The sequence below is a fragment of the Mesorhizobium sp. WSM4809 genome (genome assembly GCF_055811655.1).
On record NZ_JBVVQW010000001.1, the window covers coordinates 58,486 to 81,539 of the forward strand.

At 62.8% G+C, this 23,054-nt stretch carries 18 protein-coding genes; 15 read left to right on the forward strand and 3 right to left on the reverse strand.

Annotation, left to right across the window (positions count from 1 at the left end; genetic code table 11):
* Positions 1–441 precede the first annotated feature (441 nt).
* The 15 genes from coxB to AC0L24_RS00295 all read left to right on the forward strand — a co-directional run bounded on the left by coxB (position 442) and on the right by AC0L24_RS00295 (position 19,658).
* Positions 442–1,419, forward strand: coding sequence for a cytochrome c oxidase subunit II (gene coxB / locus AC0L24_RS00225; protein ID WP_281040143.1), 978 nt, complete (start codon positions 442–444; stop codon positions 1,417–1,419).
* Entirely contained in the window at positions 1,416–3,944 is a 2,529-nt protein-coding gene (gene ctaD / locus AC0L24_RS00230; protein ID WP_127811218.1) for a cytochrome c oxidase subunit I, read from the forward strand. Before coxB ends, ctaD begins: the two co-directional genes overlap by 4 nt.
* 7 nt (positions 3,945–3,951) lie before the next feature.
* Positions 3,952–4,326 (forward strand): hypothetical protein, encoded by a 375-nt coding sequence (locus AC0L24_RS00235; RefSeq protein ID WP_127397622.1) that lies wholly within the window; start codon positions 3,952–3,954, stop codon positions 4,324–4,326.
* On the forward strand, positions 4,323–4,943 hold the full coding sequence (locus tag AC0L24_RS00240; protein WP_473563306.1) for a cytochrome c oxidase assembly protein: 621 nt from the start codon (positions 4,323–4,325) through the stop codon (positions 4,941–4,943). The genes AC0L24_RS00235 and AC0L24_RS00240 overlap by 4 nt, the downstream gene beginning before the upstream one ends.
* Before the next feature lie 32 nt (positions 4,944–4,975).
* Positions 4,976–6,025: a c-type cytochrome gene (locus tag AC0L24_RS00245; protein ID WP_473563307.1), complete on the forward strand. Its 1,050-nt coding sequence runs from the start codon at positions 4,976–4,978 to the stop codon at positions 6,023–6,025.
* 38 nt (positions 6,026–6,063) lie between these two features.
* Positions 6,064–7,398: a PQQ-dependent sugar dehydrogenase gene (locus AC0L24_RS00250; protein WP_292678536.1), complete on the forward strand. Its 1,335-nt coding sequence runs from the start codon at positions 6,064–6,066 to the stop codon at positions 7,396–7,398.
* A 226-nt stretch (positions 7,399–7,624) separates the two neighbouring features.
* Positions 7,625–8,821 (forward strand): AraC-like ligand-binding domain-containing protein, encoded by a 1,197-nt coding sequence (locus tag AC0L24_RS00255; protein ID WP_473563309.1) that lies wholly within the window; start codon positions 7,625–7,627, stop codon positions 8,819–8,821.
* Positions 8,822–8,924: 103 nt separating this feature from the next.
* Complete coding sequence (locus AC0L24_RS00260; protein ID WP_127398407.1) at positions 8,925–10,952, forward strand: hydantoinase/oxoprolinase family protein; 2,028 nt, start codon at positions 8,925–8,927, stop codon at positions 10,950–10,952.
* Positions 10,953–10,955: 3 nt separating this feature from the next.
* Positions 10,956–12,923: a hydantoinase B/oxoprolinase family protein gene (locus AC0L24_RS00265; RefSeq protein WP_127380462.1), complete on the forward strand. Its 1,968-nt coding sequence runs from the start codon at positions 10,956–10,958 to the stop codon at positions 12,921–12,923.
* A 162-nt stretch (positions 12,924–13,085) separates the two neighbouring features.
* A complete protein-coding gene (locus tag AC0L24_RS00270; protein ID WP_127811214.1) occupies positions 13,086–13,937 on the forward strand; it encodes an FAD binding domain-containing protein in 852 nt (283 codons plus the stop codon).
* Positions 13,934–14,431, forward strand: coding sequence for a (2Fe-2S)-binding protein (locus tag AC0L24_RS00275; RefSeq protein ID WP_127811213.1), 498 nt, complete (start codon positions 13,934–13,936; stop codon positions 14,429–14,431). Before AC0L24_RS00270 ends, AC0L24_RS00275 begins: the two co-directional genes overlap by 4 nt.
* On the forward strand, positions 14,424–16,772 hold the full coding sequence (locus tag AC0L24_RS00280; protein WP_127811212.1) for a xanthine dehydrogenase family protein molybdopterin-binding subunit: 2,349 nt from the start codon (positions 14,424–14,426) through the stop codon (positions 16,770–16,772). Before AC0L24_RS00275 ends, AC0L24_RS00280 begins: the two co-directional genes overlap by 8 nt.
* 12 nt (positions 16,773–16,784) lie before the next feature.
* Positions 16,785–17,516, forward strand: coding sequence for a LamB/YcsF family protein (locus AC0L24_RS00285; protein WP_127317797.1), 732 nt, complete (start codon positions 16,785–16,787; stop codon positions 17,514–17,516).
* 94 nt (positions 17,517–17,610) lie between these two features.
* Positions 17,611–18,993 carry an aspartate aminotransferase family protein gene (locus AC0L24_RS00290; protein WP_127396158.1) on the forward strand — a complete coding sequence of 461 codons (1,383 nt, stop codon included), beginning with the start codon at positions 17,611–17,613 and terminating at the stop codon, positions 18,991–18,993.
* Entirely contained in the window at positions 18,990–19,658 is a 669-nt protein-coding gene (locus tag AC0L24_RS00295; protein ID WP_127396157.1) for a nuclear transport factor 2 family protein, read from the forward strand. Before AC0L24_RS00290 ends, AC0L24_RS00295 begins: the two co-directional genes overlap by 4 nt.
* Before the next feature lie 156 nt (positions 19,659–19,814).
* Here the strand turns inward: AC0L24_RS00295 and AC0L24_RS00300 are convergent, their stop codons facing one another.
* Genes AC0L24_RS00300 through AC0L24_RS00310 form a run of 3 tightly spaced genes read right to left on the reverse strand, consistent with a single transcriptional unit; the run spans position 19,815 to position 23,053 of the window.
* Positions 19,815–21,008 (reverse strand): ABC transporter substrate-binding protein, encoded by a 1,194-nt coding sequence (locus AC0L24_RS00300; protein WP_127317803.1) that lies wholly within the window; start codon positions 21,006–21,008, stop codon positions 19,815–19,817.
* Positions 21,009–21,051: 43 nt separating this feature from the next.
* On the reverse strand, positions 21,052–22,143 hold the full coding sequence (locus AC0L24_RS00305; RefSeq protein ID WP_127326909.1) for a branched-chain amino acid ABC transporter permease: 1,092 nt from the start codon (positions 22,141–22,143) through the stop codon (positions 21,052–21,054).
* A gap of 4 nt (positions 22,144–22,147) precedes the next feature.
* Positions 22,148–23,053: a branched-chain amino acid ABC transporter permease gene (locus AC0L24_RS00310; protein ID WP_027036291.1), complete on the reverse strand. Its 906-nt coding sequence runs from the start codon at positions 23,051–23,053 to the stop codon at positions 22,148–22,150.
* Between the last annotated feature and the right edge of the window lies 1 nt (position 23,054).

Below are 23,054 nucleotides of genomic sequence, written 5' to 3' on the forward strand. Positions count from 1 at the left end.
GCGCGGGTTCCTGATCGAGATGTTCGAGATCGGCGGGCGGCTCGGCGACAACTCTTCGGTGCGCGCCCACGTTTCACCAACACCAATGCTCGGTCGCCTGCTCGCAGGTTGGAACGGAGGGTACTTTTCGAGACGGCTTGGGCACGCCGTCGAACGCCGCAAAGTGCAAGAAATCGCCCGATTGGTCCCGATAGTTGGTGAAACCTTAAAATCGATGGCTGCCTGCTGAGACGTACAAAGGATCGCCGGAATCGAAGCCTACCGGCGCGACAAATGACGAAACCGGCGCATAGATTGCATGAGCACTGGCCATTGCCGCTAAACTGAAATTTCGGCGCAACCACTCGGTTGCGGGCGCGTTTGTGAGCAAGGGCATCGATCGGAGGGATAGATTCGTCAACAGTTCCAAGCACAAGCGCCCGGATTACGAAACTCGCTGCGGTGCGCTGGCTCGCGCTGTGGTTATGCTTGGGAACCTGTTCCAGCTGCTCGGGAGCCCAGTCGGCGCTTGATCCGGCCGGAGAGGAAGCGCGCCAGATCGCTGACCTTTTCTGGCTCATGGCCATTGCTGGCGGTTTTATCTGGCTGACGGTCATCGGTCTTCTGGTCCACGCGACACGTCATGAGCGCACTCCCATAGACGAGCGTATTGCAAGCCGGCTGATTTTCTGGGGCGGGGCAGCCATTCCTTCGCTACTCCTCTTTCTCTTGCTAGGCTATGCGCTTTGGTTGATGCCTGGACTGAGACCTTTCGCACGAGCCGGCGAAGCCAATGGTCTCAGGATCGAAGTGACTGGTGAGCAATTCTGGTGGCGGGTCGCCTACCACCCGGCTGACGGCGGAGTTCCTATTCTTTCCGCCAACGAGATCAGGCTGCCGGTTGGCGAGCGCGTCGAGTTCTTGCTGAAAAGCACCGACGTCATCCATTCCTTCTGGATTCCCGCGCTCGGTGGCAAGATGGACATGATCCCGGGTCGCGTGAATCGGCTCTCGTTGCTGGCGACCAAACCTGGCACCTACCGCGGCCCTTGCGCGGAATATTGCGGGACCTCGCACGCGCTGATGACCTTCACGGCCGTCGCCATGCAGCCCGCTGCCTTCCGGGAATGGCTGGCTGTGCGGGCGAACCCTTCGCCCGGCGCATCCTTGCCCGGACGCGACATATTCCTTCGCAACGGCTGCGGCGCGTGCCACCGCGTTGCGGGCACACAAGCTGAGGGTGGTGTCGGCCCGGATCTCTCGCATATGAGTTCGCGGGGAACGATTGGTGCCGGCGTTTTGCCCACCGACGATGAGGCCGTTCGTAGCTTCATCGCCCATCCGCATTTGATCAAGCCGGGTTCGAAGATGCCCGACTTCAACATGCTGCCCCAACAGGACATCGCCGAAATCGCCTCCTGGCTGAAGGGGCTCGAATGACAACCCTCAAAGCCCGCATCAAGCGAAACGCCTTGCCCTCCGCAGAGAAGATCGAGGAAGAACAGCTGCGCCTCGTCTGGAAGACGCCGATCGGCTGGCGTTACTGGACTTCGGTCAACAATACGCAGGTTGGCCTCTGGTACGGGGGTGCGGCCTTTGCCTTCATGCTGTTTGGCGGCGTTCTGGCGCTTCTTGTGCGTACGCAACTCGCGGTTCCGGGAAACAATTTCCTCTCTGCCGACTTCTATAACCAGGCCTTTACGCTGCATGGCACCGTGATGATGTTCCTGTTTGCCGTGCCTATCTTCGAGGCCGTCGCGATCTTTCTGCTGCCGCCAATGCTCGGTGCGCGTGAACTGCCATTTCCCCGTCTCGGCGCCTTCGGCTTCTGGAGCTTTCTGATCGGCGGTGTCTTCGTTTGCGGTTCGATCTTCTTCGACGCCGCTCCCTCTTCAGGCTGGTTCATGTATCCGCCTCTTGCCACTGACAAGGCATATTCCGGCATTGGTGCCGACATCTGGCTGCTGGGCCTCTCCTTTATCGAAGTCGCCTCCATTGCTGCGGCGGTCGAACTGATCGTCGGCATCATGAAGTGCCGTGCGCCGGGCATGCGCATCAACCTAATGCCACTGTTCGCCTGGTACCTGCTGATCGTCGCGGGCATGATCCTCTTCGCTTTTCCGCCGCTGATCGCCGGCGACATCCTGTTTGAGATGCAACGCATGTTCGACTGGCCGTTCTTCGACCCGACGCGGGGCGGCGACCCACTGCTGTGGCAACACCTGTTCTGGATCTTCGGGCACCCCGAGGTCTACATCATCTTCTTGCCCGCCATCGCGCTGATGGCGATGATCGTGCCAACCTTTTCGCAACGTCCGATCGTCGGCTACTCCTGGATCGTGCTTGCCGCTGTCGGCACCGGCTTCCTATCGTTCGGCCTCTGGGTCCACCACATGTTCGCTACCGGCCTGCCGCAGATCTCGCTGGCATTCTTCTCGGCCGCCTCGGAAGCGGTCGCGATTCCAACCGGCGTGCAGATCTTCGTCTTCATCGCCACCATGCTGGCCGGACGTGTCATCTTCTCGGTGCCGATGCTGTTCGGCGCCGGCGGGCTCGCTATCTTCGTCATCGGCGGGCTGACCGGCGTGATGGTCGCGCTCGTGCCGTTCGACTGGCAGGCGCACGATACCTATTTTATCGTCGCACATCTGCATTACGTGCTGATCGGTGGAATGCTGTTCCCGCTGGTCGCCGGCGTTTACTATTATTACCCGCTGATCAATGCGCGGATGCTCTCGCCCCGTCTCGGGCGCACCGCCTTCTGGCTGATGTTTGCCGGCTTCAACGTCGCGTTCTTTCCGATGCATCTCAGCGGCCTGCGCGGGATGCCGCGCCGCGTCTTCACCTACCCCGAGGGGATCGGTTGGGACTGGCTGAATCTCATCTCCACGATCGGCGCCTATGTTTTCGCGGCAGGGGTGCTGGTGGTTGTCTTCGATGTTGTACGGCCGAAGCATCGCGAACCCCGCAGCGAGCAGAATCCGTGGAAGGCGGGCACGCTCGAATGGCTGAACGAGCCCGAGGAGAACTGGGGCGTTCGATCCATTCCGATCATCGAGAGCCGGTATCCGCTTTGGGACCAGGCGGATCTGATGCAAAAGGTCAATGAGGGCGCCTATTATCTTCGCAGTGCCAAGGAGAATCGCCGCGAGACGCTCATCACCTCGGTGCTCGACGCCCATCCGCTACAGTGCCAGCGCGTGGCGACATCAACCACGATCACAATAATCTCGGCCGCATTGCTCGGCGGGGTCTTCGTCGCGCTCACCTTCGAACTCTGGATCCTCGCCCTATTGTCGGGCATCGGCACGCTCTCTGCCGTTCTGTGGTGGCTCTGGACCGGCACCGGCGAAACCCCGGAAAGGAAGACCAAGGATGTCGGCCTTGGATTGCGCTTGCCGCTCTATGCCTCCGGTCCGGATTCTGTTGGCTGGTGGGCGATGTTCATTACAATGGTTGGCGACGGAACTGCCTTCGCCAGCCTCATCTTCGGCTATTTTTTCTACTGGACCATCCATCCCGACTTCACTCTGGGGCAGCCGGGTCCCGGTATGCGGTGGCCGATGATCGCGCTGTCTCTCTTCGTCGCCGCATGGGTCGCGATGCTTGGTGCGCGCCGACTGAACGCAAGCGGGTGGATCGACGGCGCACGCGTTGCCCTTGTTGCTGCGTTTCTGCTGACGCTTGCTGCCTCTGCAGCCGGTTTTGCCGGACCCTGGCAGCATGACATGCAGCCGACCGCGCATGTCTATCCGGCGATCGTCTGGATTCTCGTCATCTGGGCGCTTGCTCATGCCGCGGTCGGATCCGTCATGCAGCTCTATTGCCTTGCGCGCAGCCTCGCCGGTCGCCTGACGCGGGAGCACGACATGGAACTGCACAACGTCGCGCTCTACTGGCATTTTATGGCGATCACCGCTGTCATCACCTTCGCCGTCATCGGTCTTTTCCCGGAAGCGATGTGAGACGGTGATGCGCATCATTCCCAAAGAGGTCGAAACGCTCTGGACGCTCTTCACCGCGCCCGTGATCTGGGCCGGACATTTCCTCGCCTGTTACGCACTGGCCGCAATCTGGTGTGCCAAGCGCGGTGACCTCGGTTTCGCTGTCGTCCAGGCTGGCATCGTGGCTATGACGCTGGCGGCACTCGCGATGATCGTCTTGTCCGGCTGGCTCGCCTGGAGGCAGTGGGGCTTCGGCACGAACGACCCGCCGCACGACGATCCCACAGCGACGGACCGCAACCTCTTCCAGGGGTTTGCCACGCTACTGCTTTGCGGCCTGAGCTTCGTCGCCGTGCTCTACGTGGGGCTGCCGCTGCTCTTCATCGACGGATGCTCTTCATGAGGACGGCAAGCCTGTTGCTGGGCTTCGTCACCCTCACGCTGGTCTGGGCGGGACCGCTGCTCGATGCGTGGCGTGGCTCGTTCGCGGCTCACATGCTTGCCCACATGGGCGTCGTCGCGATTGCGGCGCCGCTGATAGCAATCGGTATTGCCAGAACGATACGCTCCGTGGCCACCGCCGCTCCCCTTATCGCCTCTCTCGTCGAACTGATTGTCGTCTGGGGCTGGCATGCGCCGGCTGCGCGCCAGTGGGCCGAGACATCGACCATCGCCACCATGATCGAGCAGGTGTCCTTCCTTGGCGCCGGGCTGTTCCTGTGGCTGACGTGCATGGCGCCGCGCAATGCCGATGCGCCGGCTAGGGACGCTGCCGGCGCCTTCGCGTTGCTCCTGACCTCCATCCACATGACGTTGCTTGGCGCGCTGCTCTCGCTCGCCTCGCGACCGCTCTATGGCCTCGGCGAAGTGACGTGCTTCGGCCTCGTGCTCGGGGCGGGGCAGGACCAGGCGCTCGGCGGCATCATCATGTTGATGATCGGCGCTGCCGTTTACCTCGCCGGAGGCGTCTTCCTGCTTGCCAGGCTCCTGAGCGGCAAAACCGAGAGGCTGGCCGGCTGATGCACGTCAACTGGAAACACTTGGCGATAGGCTTGGCGATCTTGCCGGCCGCGGTGCTTTTCGCGACCTGGATCGGCTTCTTCAACGTTGGTGCCTCGACCGGCCACTGGAAGGTGACCGAATGGTTCCTGCACTTCGCGATGCGCTCGGCCGTGCGGACATACGCACTCACGGTCAAGGTGCCGGACGAGCTGCCGCGCTACGCTATTCAGCCGGCTGCCGGCCATTTCGCGCGCGGCTGCGCCATCTGCCACGGTGCGCCCGGCGAACCGCGGTCGCCCTCCGTCCTTGCGATGCTGCCGCAGCCGCCGGACCTTGCCGGCAAGGTCGGCGAATGGACGGACGCCGAACTCTTCCGCATCGTCCAGCACGGCGTGCGCTTCACCGGCATGCCGGCCTGGCCGACGCAGCAGCGCGACGATGAAGTCTGGGCGATGGTCGCCTTCCTGCGCGAACTGCCGATGATGGACGAGGCGCGGTGGCGCGACCTTGCTTATGGCAGTAGCGAACCGTCGACTGGCCAAACACAAGGCCTCGAACGCGCACTCGCCGACTGTACCCGCTGCCACGGCACGGACGGGCTCGGCCGGAGCCCCGCAACGCCCGTCTTGGCCTCTCAGCGCGAAACCTATCTTCTTGAGAGTTTGAGAGCCTACGCTACCGGCCACCGCCAGAGCGGTGTCATGGGAATTTCTGTCACCGCTGTCGACCCTGCACTCCTCGCCGATCTCGCGCGGCATTTTTCCGCGCTGCCTGCGCCTGCAACGTCGACGCAACCGGACCGTGCCCGGATCGCGCGTGCCGATGAGATCGCGCGACGCGGCATCCCGGAGCGCGACGTTCCGGCATGCCTGGGTTGCCACGGTCGTCCGGACCGCAACCCCATCTATCCGGAACTGTCCGGACAGCCCGCCAAATACATTGCGACCCAGCTCGAGCTTTTCCGCGAGGAAAAGCGCGGCGGCACGCGCTTCGCCCATCTGATGCGCAACGCTGCTAAAAACCTCTCGGACGAAGATATTGCCGCATTGGCCGCCTATTTCGCGCAAATGTCGCGTGCCGCCGCAACCGGAACGCCCTGATGGCGTTACGTCACTGTCCCAATCTTCGGGAATATCCAATGCGAAAAATTCTGGGCGTCTTACTCGTCATTGTCGCCTTCGTCATAATCGCGGGGGCGGGCTTGTTCTTCTTCTCGCGCGAACAGGCCACCGTTCCGATCGAGCAGACCTACGGTCCAAACCCGACGCTTGCCGAACCCAATCCGACCTGGATACCCACGGTCCACGTTGCCGAGGCGACCCCTTGGCCCCAAGGCAAGATGCCGGTCGCCGCCAAAGGCTTCGCCGTCAACGAATTCGCTGGCGGCCTCGACCATCCGCGCTGGCTGCACGTGCTGCCCAATGGCGACGTGCTGGTCGCCGAAAGCAATGCGCCACCAAAACCTGACGAAGGTTTTTCCATACGTGGCTGGTTCATGAAACTGTTCCAGAGCCGGGCTGGCGCCGAGGTGCGGAGCGCCAACCGTATCTCGTTGTTACGCGACGAGAACGGCGATGGCGTGGCTGAGACCAGGACAGTCCTCCTCAGCAGCCTCTTCTCGCCCTTCGGCATGACGCTGCTCGACGGCAAGCTCTATGTCGCCAATGCCGACGCGGTCGTCGCTTTCCCCTATCGCGATGGCGACGCCGAGATCACTGCTCCGTCCGAGAAGATCGTCGACCTTCCGGCCGGCCGCAATCACCATTGGACCAAGGACGTCATTGCCAGTCCGGACGGAACGAAGCTCTATGCCACCGTGGGCTCCAACTCCAATGTCGGCGAAAACGGCATGGAGGAGGAAGAAGGCCGCGCCGCCGTGCACGAAATCGACCTCGCGACGCGGCAGACGCGGCTCTTTGCGTCGGGTCTGCGCAACCCGAACGGCCTCTCCTGGAACCCTGAAAGCGGGGAACTCTGGGCGGTCGTCAACGAGCGGGACGAGATCGGCAGCGACCTCGTTCCCGACTACATGACATCGGTCAGGGATGGCGCCTTCTACGGCTGGCCCTACAGCTATTTCGGCCAACACATCGATGTCAGGGCGGAGCCACCGCGTCCGGACCTCGTCGGCAAGGCGATCGTGCCCGACTACGCACTCGGGGCGCACACCGGGTCGCTTGGGCTCACCTTCAACACCGCCGACCTGTTCGGGTTGCACATGAAGAATGGCGCCTTTGTCGGCCAGCATGGTTCATGGAATCGCATGCCGCGAAGCGGCTACAAGGTGATCTTCGTGCCGTTTGCCGACGGCAAGCCGTCGGGGCCGCCGCAGGACGTGCTTACCGGATTTCTGAGCAACGATGACAAGGCATTCGGCCGTCCGGTTGGCGTTGCCATCGACCGAACTGGCGCATTGCTGATCGCGGATGATGTGGGCAACAAGATTTGGCGGGTTATCCCGGCGGCCGACTAGGCCGGCGCATCGCTTCGGCGCGTGGAAGGGTTGGGCTCATGCCAAAACGACCGAGGAGCCGAGCGGATCGGCGCCATTTTTGGCGGAACAGGGTTTCTCGGCCGCGGGCTCGCGCAAAGTTGCCTGGCGAAGAAGTTTCGGGTGCGCGCTGTGTCCCGCCATCCTCATCGCGCGAAACCAAACACGGCGACGACCGTGCCCAAGGTGCACGAGCCGGTCGAGGCCGATGCATGGTTCCAATTTGGCTTGCGGTTTGCGCGCCCAAGGCTGGTTTGATCAACTGCACACCAGGACCGTGACGATAACTGAAACCATCGCGAGCTCCGGCCCTTGGGCCAACGGCCACATAAGTTTATTCGTTTTTGACCAATACGCGCCGGCGGATTCCTGTAATCTTCAGAAAAACACCGGGCTAACCGGGGCCAACCAGAAAGGTCCGGGAATGAAATACGTCGTCGATACGATCGGCGGTCCCACAGGCGGTGATGCCTGGCAAGCCGCTGTTACCGAAGCCTATTTTCCGCTCGACACCGAGTATCGGAACCGTCGTGAATTTTCGGGCACGCTGGAAACCTTCTCGCTTGGGCTCGTCAGCGTGTCTAAAATGCGCTGCGATGCCGTAAGCTATCGCCGCCATCGCCGCCACTTCCTCAACGAACGTGACGCCAGCCTGCTCATCACCATCCCGGAGATGTCGGAGGTGAATTTCTCGCAAGGGTCGAGGACCGTCAATTGCGGTCCGGGGGGCTTCCTCGTTGAGAGGGGAGACGCGCCTTACGAATTCTGGCACGGCAAGCCAAACGCGCTGTGGGTCCTGAAGGTGCCATCGTCGAGCGTTCGGGCGCGGATCGGGTCTGCCGAACGGCTCAGTGCGCTCAGTTTCGACGCGACCCAGGGCGTCGCCGCGCTCTTCCTCGACACGGTGCGAACCACGATCGGCCATGTCGATGAGATCACTGAAGTCGCTCGTGAGATGATGGGCAGGCACATCCTGGAAATGCTGTGCCTGTCGATCGTGAGCGACGATCGCGTGCTGGACAGCAGCATCTCGTCGATCCGGGCCGGCCATTTGCATCGTGCCGAGCAGTATATTCGCGACAATCTGAAGAATTCCGGCCTCGGCCCGCAGGCGGTGGCCGATGCCTGCGGGATTTCCCTGCGTTACCTGCAGGTTCTTTTTCAGGACAGCAACCAGTCGATCAACGGCTTCATCCGCGACGCCCGGCTTGAACTTTGCGCCGAGGAACTGATGTCGGTGACCAACATCAGCAGCGTTGCCGAGATTGCTTACCGCTGGGGCTTTGCCGACCAGTCTCAATTCTGCAAGCATTACCGGACGCGGTTCGGTTGCGCACCGACCGATACCCGTCGCGAAGCAGCGAACCGGGCAGGCCGCGCTTCGACCTCAAGAGAGCGGCACTAGACCCGGCGAAATCCGGGTCAATTCCATAATCTATTGCGACGCCGCCCCGGCAAGGGCGGCGAAAGCCGGGCCTTGCCCGCAAATATCCCGCGAAGGAACTGTCATGAGCAGAATAAGAGTTGCCGTCGATGTCGGAGGGACTTTCACCGACATCTGCATCATGGACGAAGACAGCGGCGCGATCCGCATCGAGAAGACCGCCTCCACGCCTGACGATCCCATGCAGGCGATCATGAATGGCGTGGAGCAGGGCCGCATCGATCTTTCGGAGGTGACGCTGTTCTCTCATGGTACGACGGTCGCCACCAATGCGCTGATCACCCGCCGCCTGCCACGCACCGCAATGGTCTGCACCGAGGGTTTCCGTGATGTTGTCGAGATCCGCCGCGCCAACAAGGAAGACCTCTGGGACACCTACAAGGATGTCGCCAAGCCGTATATCCCGCGCCGCGACCGGCTGACAGTCCGCGAACGGGTCAGTGCCGAGGGCACGATCCTGGAAGCACTGGACGAAGAGGCCGCTCATCGCGTCGCGGAAATTCTCGTCAAACGGCAGGTCAAGTCCATCGCCGTCTGCTTCATGAACTCCTATGTCAACGGCGCCAATGAGCGCCGCATGCGTGAGATTCTGAAGGAGGCCATGCCGGATCTGCCGGTCTCGATCTCCTCGGAGGTGATGCCGGAAATCTTCGAGCACGAACGTTTTTCCACCACCATGGCCAACGCCGTCTGCGCCCCGGTCGTCGTCGATTACGTGTCGCGTCTCGGAGAAAAGCTTGCCGCCGCCGGATACAAACGAGATCTCCTGTTGCTGCACAGCGGTGGCGGGGTCATGACGCCCGCGAGCGTCAGGGATTTCTCGGCCCGGCTCGCGGGATCCGGCATCGCCGCCGGCGCGATCGCAAGCCGCTTCATCGGAAATCTCTGTGGCTTCCCGAACTCGATCGGCTTCGACATGGGCGGCACCAGCACCGACGTCTCGCTCGCATGGAACGGGGAGTCGCGCATCACAAAAGACTGGTACATCGAATTCGGATATCCGATCCGCTTCCCCTCCATCGAGGTGCTGACCATCGGCGCGGGCGGCGGGTCGTTGGCATGGCAGGACGAGGGCGGCAGCTTGCGCAACGGACCGCAGTCCGCCGGCGCCTTTCCGGGCCCGGCCTGCTACAAGAATGGCAACCGCACCGCCACCAACACCGATGCCAATGTCGTGCTCGGCCGTCTCGGCACCAGCCTTGCGGGCGGCAAGATCACCCTCGACCCCGCCCTGGCCGCCCAGGCGGTGCAGGAGACTGTGGCGACACCCTTCGGTATGGAACTCCACCAAGCGGCCGAGGCGATCATCGCCGTCGCCAACGCCAATATGGGCAATGCCGTGCGGCTTCTCTCCATCAGCCGGGGCTATGACCCACGAGACTTTGCGCTCGTCGCATTCGGCGGTGCAGGCGCTTTGCACGGAGCGGCCGTGGCGAAGGAGCTTTCGATCCCAACCGTGATCGTGCCGCCCAATCCTGGCGTCACCTCCGCGCTCGGTTGCCTTCTCGTCGACGTGCAGCATGATTTCTCCGAAAGCTTCATGGCCGATGCTTCGACGGTCTCGCCCGCCGAGATGCAGACGGCCTTTGTTCTGATGGAAGAACAGGCCGTTGAGCGCCTGACCCATGAGGGCGTGGCGCGCGAAGACATGGCGCTGCAGCGTACGGTCGAGATGATGTACCAGGGCCAGTGGCGATCGCTCGCGGTGTCAGCCCCGGCGCGGATCGAGAGCATCTGCTCGCTGATAGAGGCATTCCACAACGAGCACGAACGCGAGTTCAACTACCGCCGCGAAGAGGCGCCGGTGTCGATCTTCCGCATCGCGGTCAAGGCGATCGGCATCGTACCGAAAGCCGAGATGCCGCGGCATGAAGTCTTGCCTCATGTGCCCGAGCCGCTCGGCCGCCGCGGCGTCTGGTTCGACGGCGTATCTCATGATGCGGCTGTCTATGAACGCGACCAACTCAGGGCCGGCGCTGCCTTTGCGGGACCCGCCATCGTCGAACAGTTCGATTCCACCACCGTGGTTCCGCCGGGAATGAGCGCGACCGTCGACGGCTTCCTGAACATTCTCATCGTGACGAAAGGCTGAGACATGACAAAGCTGATTGAAACGAGCCCTGGCCTCGATCCGGTAACGTTCGAGGTGCTGAAGAACTCCTTCATCACCACCGTCGACCAGATGGCCGAACAGATGCTTCGCACCTGCTATTCCTTCGTCATCTACAACCGAGACTTTTCGAACGCCCTGCACGACGCCGATGGCAACTCCGTCGCCCAGGGCAACTACGACATCGCGGTCCATGTCGGCACACTGCACAACACGTGCAAGGAGGTGATCCGGGTCTTCGAAGGCGACATGGCACCCGGTGACGTCTACGCAATCAACGATCCCTATGCCGGCGGTACGCATTTCAGCGATGTTCGGCTCGTCCGGCCGATCTTCGACGAAGACAAACTGATCGGCTTCTCACAGTCGAACGGCCACTGGTCGGATCTTGGCGGCTCGGTGCCGGGTTCCTTCGACGTCACCGCCCGCGACATGTTTCGCGAAGGCCTGCGGATCACGCCGTTGCGCCTTTTCCAGCGCGGCCGCTTCTGCTCCGACGTCGCCAACATGATCGCGGCCAACACGCGCGATCCCGCATCGATCATTGGCGACATCCATTCCCAGGCGCAGGCGACGCAGGCCGCCGAGCGCGAACTGTTGCGGCTGGTCAAGAAGTACGGACGCGGCCAGGTCATGCGCGGGATGGAGGAGGTTCAGGACTACGTCGAACGTGCGGTGCGAAAGCGTCTCGCGGAGCTGCCCGACGGCACTTGGGAGACGGTCGACTACATCGACCGGGATCTCGGTGCCGGCGAAGGCATGATCCCGATCCGCATCAAGATGACGATCAAGGGCGACACGATCCACTACGATTTTACGGGAAGCCATTCGACCATTGCCTCGATGTACAATTCCGCCCCGGGCGCGACCTTCTCGGCCGTGGTCGCCGGCATGAAGACCTTCTTTCCGGACCTTCCACTCAACAGCGGGTTTTACCGGATGATCGAGGTGACCGCGCCAAAGAACAGCATCGTCAGCGCGGAATGGCCGGTGGCGGTGACCGGGTTCCTGATGCCGTTCGAAAAGATCATGAACGCGATCTTCGAGATGTGGTCGAAGATCATGCCCGAACGCGCTATCGCCTGCGCCTTCAACCTCGAATATCTGCTGGCCGGGGGACGGGACGCGCGCAAACCCGAAAAGCCGATCTTCATGTTCTACGAATGGCTGCCCGGCGGTTGGGGCGGGCGCAACGGCAAGGATGGTGCCGATGTCACCACCGCCTGCTTCGGAACTGGGCTGATGTCGCAGCCGAACGAAGGCAACGAGCGGGTGAATCCCACTCGGACACTCGAGTTCCAGATCAAGCAGGATTCAGCCGGGCCCGGCAAATGGCGGGGCGGCGTCGGCGTGCAGAAGACTTCGTTGCTGCTTGAGGCTGAAAATGCCGTCATGTCCTATATTTGCGACCGCGAGCGCGCTGTCGTCTGGGGTGTCGAAGGAGGCCTGCCGTCGATGCCCCACGGCTTGACCATGAAGCGCGCCGGAGAAGAGACCGAGATTTGGCTCGGCTCCGTATTCTCCGATTACTCCGTCCACACAGGCGATCAGTTCGCTCGTCCGACGGCCGGCGGCGGCGGTTTCGGCGATCCATTGGAGCGCGAGCCCCGCAAGGTGATGGAGGACGTGATCGACGACTACGTTTCCCTGGAGCGCGCCAGGACTGACTACGGCGTGGTGATCCGCGAAATCGACCGCGACCTGTGCCAGTACGAAATCGACGGGACGGCAACCGAAGCCTGCCGTGCCGACATCCGGGCGAAACGGAAGGACTGGGCACGCATGGATCCCGAGGAGGTCGCGCGCAAATACCGCTCCGGCGAGATCGATACGCTCGATGCGGTTCGGCACTATGCCGTGATCCTCGACTGGGAGACTGGCGAACTGCTCCCCAAAACCACCGCCCAGTTCCGGGAAAGTTTTGAGAAACGGACCGTCGCCCACTGGGTCTGAGCACTAACGAGCGCGCCGCAATCTTGCGGGCGCTCGCGGGATGCCCGAGTTATCTGTTTTTTCGATACGATATTCAAAGAATTACTATTTCACAGGAGCCTAAAGCTGGAGCAACAATGCTGCAGCGCCGCGAAAGTTGGCTGCTTCCGAGGGGTATGACAGATGGCACCAAGCGTGGAACGATCGTTCACCGCAGCCAGCACGATTGAAGAGGCAATGGCCGCACGCCGGCAAGGCGCGGCGGTGCTTGCCGGCGGCACCTGGATGATGCGTGATCCACGGCGCGGGGTCGATCTTCCCGAGGCGTTGGTCGCACTCCACCGAATACCCGCCTTGTCCAAGGTCGAAATCGCACCGGACCATGTCGTGATCGGCGCAGCCGTTAGCCATGCAGTCCTTGGCCGCGCGTTGCACGGGGCGGTGGGCTTCGAAGGTCTGGTTGCCGCGGCGGAGAATGCGGCCAATCCCGGCATCCGAAGGGTCGCCACCGTGGGCGGCAACCTTTGTGCCCTGGACTTTGCCGCCGCCGATCTCCCCCCTGCGCTTCTCGTCTGTGAGGCGACGGTGGAACTGGAGACGTTCGAAGGCCCAAAACTCATCGGTATTTCGGATTTCCTCGAAGACAGGCACGCGCTGCTGGCCGAAGCGATTGTGACGAGAATTCATCTGCGCCGCGACCTTGTCGCCAGTGCTCATATCCGCCTGCCGCTTCGGAAAGCCGGCGACTATCCGGTCGCCATCGTCTCGCTTGCGGTAGACAAGGACAAACGATGTCGCATCGCCGTCGGCTCGGTGGAGCCGGTAGCGCGGCGCTGGGCGGCGCTCGAACAGGCCATGGCGGCGGACTCGGCCTCTGCGCTCGATCCGGAACGCACCGCCGGGCTTGCGCTGGAGCACAATGATTTTCAGGGCCGCGACGGCAAGGAAGCGGAGGGTTGGTACCGGCGCCAGGTTCTTGCGCCGCTGGTCAAGCGCGGTGTTGCCGCACTTCTCAAGACCGGGCGCCTGGTATGACCGTGATATTCCAGCTGAATGGCGAGGACTGCCGCTTTGATGGCGATCCGATGACGCCACTCGTCGACATCCTGCGGCAGGAACGATTCCTGACGGGGACCAAAGCCGTGTGCCGCGAAGGCTTCTGCGGCGCGTGCACCGTGCATGTCGACGATGAAGCGGTGCCGTCCTGCCTGAAGCCGATTGGCCTCGTCCAGGGATGCGCGGTGACGACCATCGAGGGATTGAGTTCCGGAAACCAGGCGCTGCACCCGCTCCAGGCCAATTTCGAGGCGGCCGATGCCGTGCAATGCGGCATGTGTTTCCCGGGAATGGTCATGAGCCTTTCGGCGTTCGTGCGCGACAATCCGCATGCGAGCCGTCCCGAAATCAAGGCCGCGATGGTCGGCAACATCTGCCGCTGCACGGGATATGAGCGGATCGTCGACGCCGTGGCCGACTGGCTCGACCAAGCGCGGATGGCTGGCCAGGTGGTAGGAGGCATCCATGTCTGAGCTGTCCGCCACGGTGATGAACCTTCCCCGCCGCGATGCGCAGGACAAGCTGCGCGGGCGCACGAAATACACCAACGACCGGGTTCGCCCCGACATGTTGCATGCCGTGCTGCTGCGGTCGACCGTTGCCGCTGGGCGGATCCGCAAGCTCGACGTTTCGGCAGCACTTCGCTGTCCTGGTGTGCGCGCGGTGGCGACCGGCGCCGATGCGCCAGGGCTGTACGGCATCGGCATTGCCGACCATCCGCTCCTGGCCATCGACACGATCCGCTATCACGGCGAACCAATCGCCGTCATCGCCGCCGAAACGGAGAAGCAGGCGCGGGCGGCGCTTGCAGTCGTCGTGCTTGAGGTCGAACCGCTGGCACCGGTGTCCACCATGGCCGAAGCGCTCCAGCCCGCCGCCCGTCTCGTTCACGAGGGCTGGCGCGGCTATGAGGTGATCACCGAGGGCGGTGCACGTGCCGGCAACATCGCCTGGGAGGCAAAATCCAGTCGCGGCGACGTCGATGCGGCCTTCTCCCGTCCCGACATTCGCATTGTCGAGAGCAGCTTCACCGTCGGCCGGCAGAACCATGTGCCCTTCGAACCGCGCGTTGCCATCGGCTCCTGGGAGGACGGCCGTGCTCACATCCAGACCTCGACGCAGGTGCCTTGGACCGTGCGCAACGTCACCGGAAGGGTCATGCAGCTTCCGCCCGGGCGTGTGCGGGTCACTGTACCCCCTGTCGGCGGCGGGTTCGGCCTGAAATTCGATTCATCCATCGAGCCTATCACGGCACTTCTGGCGCGAATGACCGGGCGCACAGTGGTCCTGGAAAATACCCGGCAGGAAGAGATGGCAACCTGCCTCTGCCGCGAGAATGCGGAAATCCGCATCCGGTCCGCTGTCACTGCCGAAGGATACATTGCCGGGCGCGAGGCGGTCGTGCTGATGGACTGCGGCGCGTATGGAGGCGAACAGGTTTTTCTGACGACGATGACGGCGCACACGCTGGGCGGCAATTACAGGGTTGGCGCAACGCGGCTCGTCAGCCGCGCCGTATACACCAACACACCACCCAACGGTGCTTTCCGAGCTTGCAACGGCGTCTACAACACATTCGCTTTGGAGCGACATACCGACGAAATCTGCGATGCGCTAGGCTTCGACCCTATGGAGTTCCGGAAGAAAAATGTCCTGGGAGATGGCGATCTCGGTGCCACGGGCCAGGTTTTCGAGGCCGATGTGCTAGGTCCGATGCTCGATCGCATGGAGGCGTTACGCGCCAGTACCGGTACATCAGAGGCCAAGGCCGACGGCAGGCTCTATGGAATTGCAACCACGGTCGGCACATGGTTTGTTTTCGTAGGGCCTTCGGCGGCGACGGTGAATTTGAACGCCGACGGTAGCGCAACGCTAGTCACCTCGGGTGTGGAGATCGGATCCGGCACGATGGTGCAATCCCTGCCGCAGATCGTGGCCGGGCAGCTCGGCCTCGCTCCCGACCAGGTGATCGTGCGCGAAGCCGATACGGATGCCGCCGGTCTCGATGTCGGCGTTGGCGGTGGGCGCACCACCGTCTCCATCGGTGCGGCAAGTGTGGCTGCCTGCGCGGAAGTGCGGGAGAAGCTGCTGCGGACCGCCGGTGAGATGCTCCAGACCCGACCGGAAGACTTGGTGGTGCGGGATGGTCGTGTCGAGATCACGGGACGTCCCGGTTCCGGCATGTCGATCCCCGCTGTCGTCGCCCATGCGCAGGCAACCACCGGCCCGGTCACCGGAAGCGGAGCCTTTACCGCCAGGAACACTCCGGCAATGTCCGGCTGCGCGATGGGGCACTTCATCGATGCGCTCGACATCCCCGTCTTCGTCGTTCACGAGGCCGAGGTGGCGGTTGATCCGGACACCGGTCATGTCGAGGTGCTGGCCTATCGCGTGGTGCAGGATGTCGGCCGCGCACTCAACCCGCGCGCGGTCATGGGCCAGATACAGGGTGGTGTCGTGCAGGGTCTCGGCTACGCCCTGCATGAGGAGGTGACGATCACCGCTGACGGACGCATCGCGCAGGACGATTTCGAGACCTATCGCCTGCCGCTGGCGCAGGACGTGGTTCCGGTCGCCGCCGACCTCTACGAGGGCGCACCGTCGATGGGGCCTCTAGGCACCAAGGGCGCGGGCGAGGTCCCGATCCTGGCCGTGGGCGCCGCGATCGGCTGCGCTGTGGCACGCGCTATCGGCAAACCGGTGCGGCAGCTGCCACTGACGCCGCCGCGCGTGCTTCGACTGCTGCATGAGCGCGAACCACCGCCGGAATTCCCGCACATCGCCCCCGGCTGGGCGTCGAACACTCTGGGCTGAGGCAAGCAAACCATGGTCACCCTGAACTGCGACATGGGGGAAAGTTACGGCAACTGGCGTTTCGGCGACGATGCCGGCATCATGCCTCACATCGATTGCGCCAACATCGCATGCGGCTTCCACGCCTCCGATCCATGGACGATGCTGAAGACCGTGCGGCTCGCGCTTTCGCACGGAAAGAAGGTTGGCGCGCATCCGTCCCTTCCCGATCGCGAGGGATTCGGCCGGCGCGAGATGAAACTTCAACCGGAGGAACTGACAGCCGCCTTCCTCTACCAAATCGGTGCTCTGACGGGGATGCTGGCCGCCGAGGGCGGGCAGCTCAGCCATGTCAAGCCGCATGGCATCATCTACGGCATGGCCGCGCACGACATAGACACTGCCCGGGCAATTGCCGCGGCGGTCAAGCCGTTCGGCGTCCCGCTCTTCGGCCTGGCGGGAACCCGTCACGAGACGGCGGCAGCCGAGCTCGGCGTTGCCTTCGTGGGCGAGTTCTTTCCCGATCTTGCCTACGCTCCCGGCGGCAGCCTGATCATCCCGCGCGTCCAGTCGGCCATCGACCTGACACTTGCCGAGCATCGCATGGTGGGGGCGCTTACCCGACGCGAACTCGTCACGACAGACGGTACGATCCGCCCGGTCGACTTCGACACCGTCTGCATCCACTCCGATCCTCCGAATGCGCGCGACGTAGCCGCGCTGATGCGGCGGATCATCGACACCCATTCCAACAGCCTGCCATGATTCGTTTCCCGAATCGTGAAAGCTCCACGCATGGGATCGAGGACTATCTCGAACTCACCGCCCGAACCATTTCCCCAAGCCGCTGAGGACTTCCATGGATGCGCTTTCCAACTCTCTCGCCGCCGCCGACATCGCCACCACCATGCACCCATACACAAACCTGCGTCAGCACGAAGAAACCGGGCCGCTGATCATCAGCCGCGGCGACGGCATCCGCGTGTATGACGAACGCGGCAAGGAATACATCGAAGGGCTCGCCGGGCTCTGGTCGGTGGGCGTCGGCTTTTCGGAAAAGCGGTTGGCCGACGCTGCCTATCAGCAGATGCTGAAGCTGCCCTACTATCACACCTTCTCCTCCAAGGCGCATGAGCCATCCATCCGGCTCGCGGAGAAACTCGTGGAGATGACGCCGGAAAACCTGACGCGTGTCTTCTTCACGTCGTCGGGCTCGGAAGCCAACGACACCATCGTCAAGATGATGTGGTTCATGAACAACGCGCTGGGCCGGCCAAAAAAGAAGAAATTCCTGGCGCGGACCAAGGGCTATCACGGCATCACCGTCGCCTCCGGCAGCCTGACAGGCCTGCCGGTCAACCATCGCGACTTCGATCTGCCAGCGATTCCCGTTCGCCACCTGACCTGCCCGCACTTCTATCGCTTCGGCATGGAAGGCGAAGACGAAGCCGCCTTCACGGCGCGCCTGCTCGCCGAACTGGAAGCGGTGATCGCGGAAGAAGGGGCTGACACCATCGCGGCCTTCATAGGAGAGCCGCTTATGGCAGCCGGCGGCGTTCTGCCACCACCGGTCGGGTACTGGGAAGGCGTGGAGAAAATCTGCCGGGCAAATGATATCATTCTGATAGCAGACGAGGTGATCTGTGGTTTCGGGCGGCTTGGTACGCCCTTCGGCGCTCAGAAATACGGCTTCACGCCTGATATCATGACGGTCTCCAAGCAAATCACGTCGTCATATATGCCGCTTGCCGCCGTCATTTTCTCCGATGCGATCTATCAGGCGATCGCCGACAACACCGCCACGATCGGCAATTTCGGCCACGGCTTCACCGCGTCGGGTCATCCGGTCGCCACGGCGGTGGGTCTCGAGAATCTGGCCATCTTCGAGGAGCGGGACCTGATCGGAAACGCGGCCCGCCTTGAGACGTCGTTCCAGGCCGGCATCCGCTCATTCGCCGATCACCCGCTTGTCGGCGAAGCGAGGGGCACCGGTCTTATCGGCGCCGTTGAACTGGTGGCGGACAAGGCGACGAAACGCCCCTTCGCCAAGGTTGGGCGTGTAGGGGCTATCGCAGCAGGAATCGGCCACGAGGAAGGCCTCATCTTCCGCGCCATCGGCGACCAGCTCGCGCTCTGTCCGCCGATGATCTCGACAGAAGACGATGTGAAGGAAATCATGACGCGCATGGGCCGGACGCTTGAGCGCCTGACCGGTGCGGTCGCCAAGGAGGGACTTGAATGACCCGCATGAAAGCCGAACCGGTCGTCCATATCGACGACGAACGCTTCCGGGTCACCGAATGGCGCTTTGCCACCGGGGCCGAGACCGGCTGGCACATCCATGGCCATGACTACGTCATCGTGCCGCTTACGGGCGGCAAACTCGGTCTCGAAGGCCCGGACGGCGCGCAGTCGCAAGCCGCTCTCACCCAAGGGGTGCCCTATTCGCGGCGGACGGGTGTGGCTCACAACGTCATCAATGCCGGCGATGCACCGCTCGCCTTCCTGGAGGTCGAGGTCGTTGAAGCCGGCGATCTCGCAGCCAGGCGGCTGGCCGTGCTCGACCGGTTCCTCGCGGCCTGGAACGCCCGCGACGTGGGCGCGCTGATGGACTGCATGGCTGAGAATTGCGCTTTCCACGGCTCGGCTGGACCCGATGCCGAAGGGCGCAAGCATATGGGGCGTGACGCCGTGCGCGCCGCCTATGCAGCGCTGTTCGATGCCTTCCCGAAAGCCGAGTGGACCAGGGGACGGCACGTCGTGACGGGCGACACCGGGCTTTCATCATGGCGCTTCGTCGGCACCACGGCAGCGGGGCAGAAAATCGAAGTCGACGGCTGCGATATCTTCGCTTTCTCGGGGGAGCTCATAGCGCTCAAGGATTCCTACCGCAAAGCGCGAGGGTAGCGAAAATCTGAATTCATCGGGCGACAAGGGCGGTCCAAACGGGCCGCCCTCATTTTTTGTCCAAAGGCAAGATCCTCAAAGACGAAAGGCCCGGTCGTCCCAGAGGAACAGGGCCTTTCGTAGATGAAGGGCCGGACTTATCCGGCCCATCTTCTCCTACTTGAGCAAGGCTTCCATCGGTACCGGCTCGGAAATCGTCCAGTTGCCTACAACACCCGGCTTGCCGGCCTTGGTCTCGACGATCAGGTACCGCGTCTGGTTCTGGTGATGCAGTTCCGGCGAGAAGGTACGAGGCCCGAACAGCGTCGGCTCATTCTTCATCTTTTCCAGTTCCGCGACGACCGCGTCGGCATCGGCCGTGCCTGCACGCTCCACCGCCTTGGCCCAGACGTCGACCATGACGTAACCCGGAAAGACATACTGGCTCGAGGGATCGGCGCCTGTCTTCGCCTTGTAGGTGGCATTGAACTTCAGCACGGCCGGATTGGGATCGTCGCCATAGATCGATCCCTGAACGGGGACGTAGAAGTTCGTCAGATCGGGCACAGCCGAAAGCCAATAGCTACCGTCGACGCCCGATCCATTCAGGATCATGGAGTTGATACCCGCGGCGCGAAGCTGCTTGATGGCCGAGACAGCGCCCGGCATCATCGTGCAAAGCATGATCGCATCCGGCTCCTTCGGCAGAGACTTGATGCGGGTGATCTGCGCGGCGATGGAGGCGTCCTCGTTCTTGAAGGTGTCTTCACCGACAAGCTTCGCGCCCTGGGCTTCGAGCTTCGGCATCATCCAGTCGAAGCCGTCGCAGATGCCCTTGTTGTAGGCCGTCCAGGTATCGAGCAGACGGTAGAAGTCCTTTGCGCCCTTTTCCTTGAATGCCCACTCGGCCATGGTTGCGCCCTGCACGGCCGCCAGCACCGACGCGGAGAAGCTGTGCGGGCCGACACCCTGGATACCGGCCTTGACCGATTCCGCGCACAGGAAGAAGGAGATACGGCCCGCGTCCTCGGCCGCGAGCGCAGCCGGCGATCCGAAGTCGTAATCGCAGGACACGACCACGAGATCCGCACCCTGGTCGAGCACGGAGAGGCCCGCCTTGGCGCCTTCGGCCCGGTCGGACTTGGTGTCGGCCTTGACAACCTTGATCTGCTTTCCAAGCAGGCCGCCAGCCGCATTGATCTCGTCGATGCGGATCAAGGCCGCCTCCTGCGCAGGCTTGTCATAAGCTTCCATGAAGCCCGACTCCGCAGTGGCGAAGCCGATGACGATAGTCTTGTCATCGGCCAGCGCCGGATATGCGATGGACATCGAGGCCAGAGCGGTTGCGACAATTCTCATTTTGTATGTCATGCACGTCTCCTTTTTTGTTTTCCGGTCGGGCTTGTGCCGCCGGTCACTTGTTGCGACTGCTGCGAGGTAAGGTGAGCTCGCGGTTGCCCATGAGTCCGGATGGGCGAAGCGCGAGGATCACGATCATGATGACGCCGAGGGCTATTTCCTGGACCCCTTTCGGGAGGGCGAAAGTGGACTCGCCGAGCGATACGCCTGCCTCCAGCCAGCGCAGCGCCTGGATCAGGGCGGACAGCAGGACGACACCCACCACCCCCCCCGACAGGCTGCCCATGCCGCCGACGACGAGCATGGAAAGGGTGATGAAGGTGAGACCGAGATAGAATGTATCGGGTGTGACCACGCCGATGGAATGAGCCATAAGCGCACCGCCCAGCCCCATCACCGCGCCCGATACGACGAACGCCACGAGTCTTTCCCTGGGAATGTCGATACCGGAAGCCGCGGCGGCGGTGGGCTCGTCGCGGGCAGCACGAAGGGCCAGGCCGGACCGGGAGATCGCGTGCGCCCAGGCGATGAAGATTGCGACCACGGCGCCGATGAGATACGGCCAGATCATGCGCACGATCGGAATGCCGACGACCGATGAGGTCGCTCCGGTCACGCTCTCCCAGTTGGAATAAATTGTGTTGATCATGGCGAGCATCGCGAAGGTCGCGATCGAAGCCGCGATGCCCGATAGCCGCATCAGCACCCGCCCGAAGATGAGAGCGGCGAGGGCGGCGAACAATGCCGCCAGCACGGCCGATTGCCAGTACGGCAAACGGGTCGCCAGCAGCCATTCGGGCAATCCCGGCAGCGAACCGCGTTTCATCATCGGATTGATGGTGAGCCATGCGGCCGCGTAGGCGCCAAGGCAGGTGAAGCCGATATGCCCGAAGCTGAGAACGCCCGAATTTCCGATAAAGATGTATAGGCCCACGACGAGGATGACACGGACGAACACGTCGATCACCGTCTGGTTGAAGGGCCGCGATCCGGTCATCACCGTGATCAGCGCGATGGCCAGCAGCAGCAGAGAAAGCAGGACCGGCGTCAGGATTGTGCGGCGGGCAAGCGCGAAGCGGGCGGGCTTTCGCTCGGCAGCCGCGGCACCGGCAGCGGTAGAGTTGGTGAGGGAGGCGGCGACACCCATGAAATCAGACCCTTTCCTTGGTGCCGCGCGCGGCAATAAGCCCTTGCGGGCGGAAGAGGAGAACGAGGATGACCGCTCCATAGACAAAGGCATCGCGGAACGGCCGGGCGTCGATGGGCAGCATGACCTGCATGATCACCGAGGCGGCACCCAGCAAGAAGCCGGCGAGCACGGCTCCCCCGAGGCTGCCGAGGCCGCCAATGACGGTGGCGATGAAGGCCATCAACATGATCGAGGCGCCCATCTGGATGTCCAGCGTGCCTGTCTGGGCGCCAAAGATCAGTGCAATGGCGGCGGCCAACGCGCCGGAGAGCGCGAACGCGCCCATGATAACCCGGTTCGCACGCACACCCAGCATGCGGGCCATCGAGAAGTTCTCGGCCGCCGCCCGCATCTCCAGGCCGAAGCGGGTTTGACGCAGGAACAGTGTCAGGCCGATCAGGATGACCATCGTGGCGACGATTGTTATGAGCTGGAGGAGGGGAAGCCTGGCACCGAGGATCTCCACCGGCTGGGACAGTTCGGGCAGCAGCGAGATCGATTTCGGCCGACTGGAGAAAAGCATGAGCAGGAAGTAGCGAATGACGAAACCGAGCGCGAAGGAGGCGATCATCATGGTTGCCGGATTTGCCTGGCGGAACCGCCTGAAGACAACGATTTCGCACAGCACCGACAGCCCGGCCCCGCAAAGGAGCACGAAGGGCACCAGCAGGTACCACGGCAATTGGCCAGCGAAGACGATGGCCATGGCGTCTGTTGAGGGCCATAGCAGCGCGAAGACGCAGAAGGCGATGACGTCGCCATGCGCGAAGTTCACCAGCCGCATGACGCCGAAGATGAGGGCAATGCCAAGCGCCCCAAGCGCGTAGAGCGAACCAAGCGAGAGTGCGTCGAACAGGATCTGGAGCATC

Coding starts and splice junctions, on each gene's coding strand:
- ctaD (WP_127811218.1), top strand. CDS start 1,416: ATGACAACCCTCAAAGCCCGCATCAAGCGAAACGCCTTGCCCTCCGCA.
- AC0L24_RS00235 (WP_127397622.1), top strand. CDS start 3,952: ATGCGCATCATTCCCAAAGAGGTCGAAACGCTCTGGACGCTCTTCACC.
- AC0L24_RS00240 (WP_473563306.1), top strand. CDS start 4,323: ATGAGGACGGCAAGCCTGTTGCTGGGCTTCGTCACCCTCACGCTGGTC.
- AC0L24_RS00250 (WP_292678536.1), top strand. CDS start 6,064: ATGCGAAAAATTCTGGGCGTCTTACTCGTCATTGTCGCCTTCGTCATA.
- AC0L24_RS00255 (WP_473563309.1), top strand. CDS start 7,625: ATGCATGGTTCCAATTTGGCTTGCGGTTTGCGCGCCCAAGGCTGGTTT.
- AC0L24_RS00260 (WP_127398407.1), top strand. CDS start 8,925: ATGAGCAGAATAAGAGTTGCCGTCGATGTCGGAGGGACTTTCACCGAC.
- AC0L24_RS00265 (WP_127380462.1), top strand. CDS start 10,956: ATGACAAAGCTGATTGAAACGAGCCCTGGCCTCGATCCGGTAACGTTC.
- AC0L24_RS00270 (WP_127811214.1), top strand. CDS start 13,086: ATGGCACCAAGCGTGGAACGATCGTTCACCGCAGCCAGCACGATTGAA.
- AC0L24_RS00275 (WP_127811213.1), top strand. CDS start 13,934: ATGACCGTGATATTCCAGCTGAATGGCGAGGACTGCCGCTTTGATGGC.
- AC0L24_RS00280 (WP_127811212.1), top strand. CDS start 14,424: ATGTCTGAGCTGTCCGCCACGGTGATGAACCTTCCCCGCCGCGATGCG.
- AC0L24_RS00285 (WP_127317797.1), top strand. CDS start 16,785: ATGGTCACCCTGAACTGCGACATGGGGGAAAGTTACGGCAACTGGCGT.
- AC0L24_RS00290 (WP_127396158.1), top strand. CDS start 17,611: ATGGATGCGCTTTCCAACTCTCTCGCCGCCGCCGACATCGCCACCACC.
- AC0L24_RS00295 (WP_127396157.1), top strand. CDS start 18,990: ATGACCCGCATGAAAGCCGAACCGGTCGTCCATATCGACGACGAACGC.
- AC0L24_RS00300 (WP_127317803.1), bottom strand. CDS start 21,008: ATGACATACAAAATGAGAATTGTCGCAACCGCTCTGGCCTCGATGTCC.
- AC0L24_RS00305 (WP_127326909.1), bottom strand. CDS start 22,143: ATGGGTGTCGCCGCCTCCCTCACCAACTCTACCGCTGCCGGTGCCGCG.
- AC0L24_RS00310 (WP_027036291.1), bottom strand. CDS start 23,053: ATGCTCCAGATCCTGTTCGACGCACTCTCGCTTGGTTCGCTCTACGCG.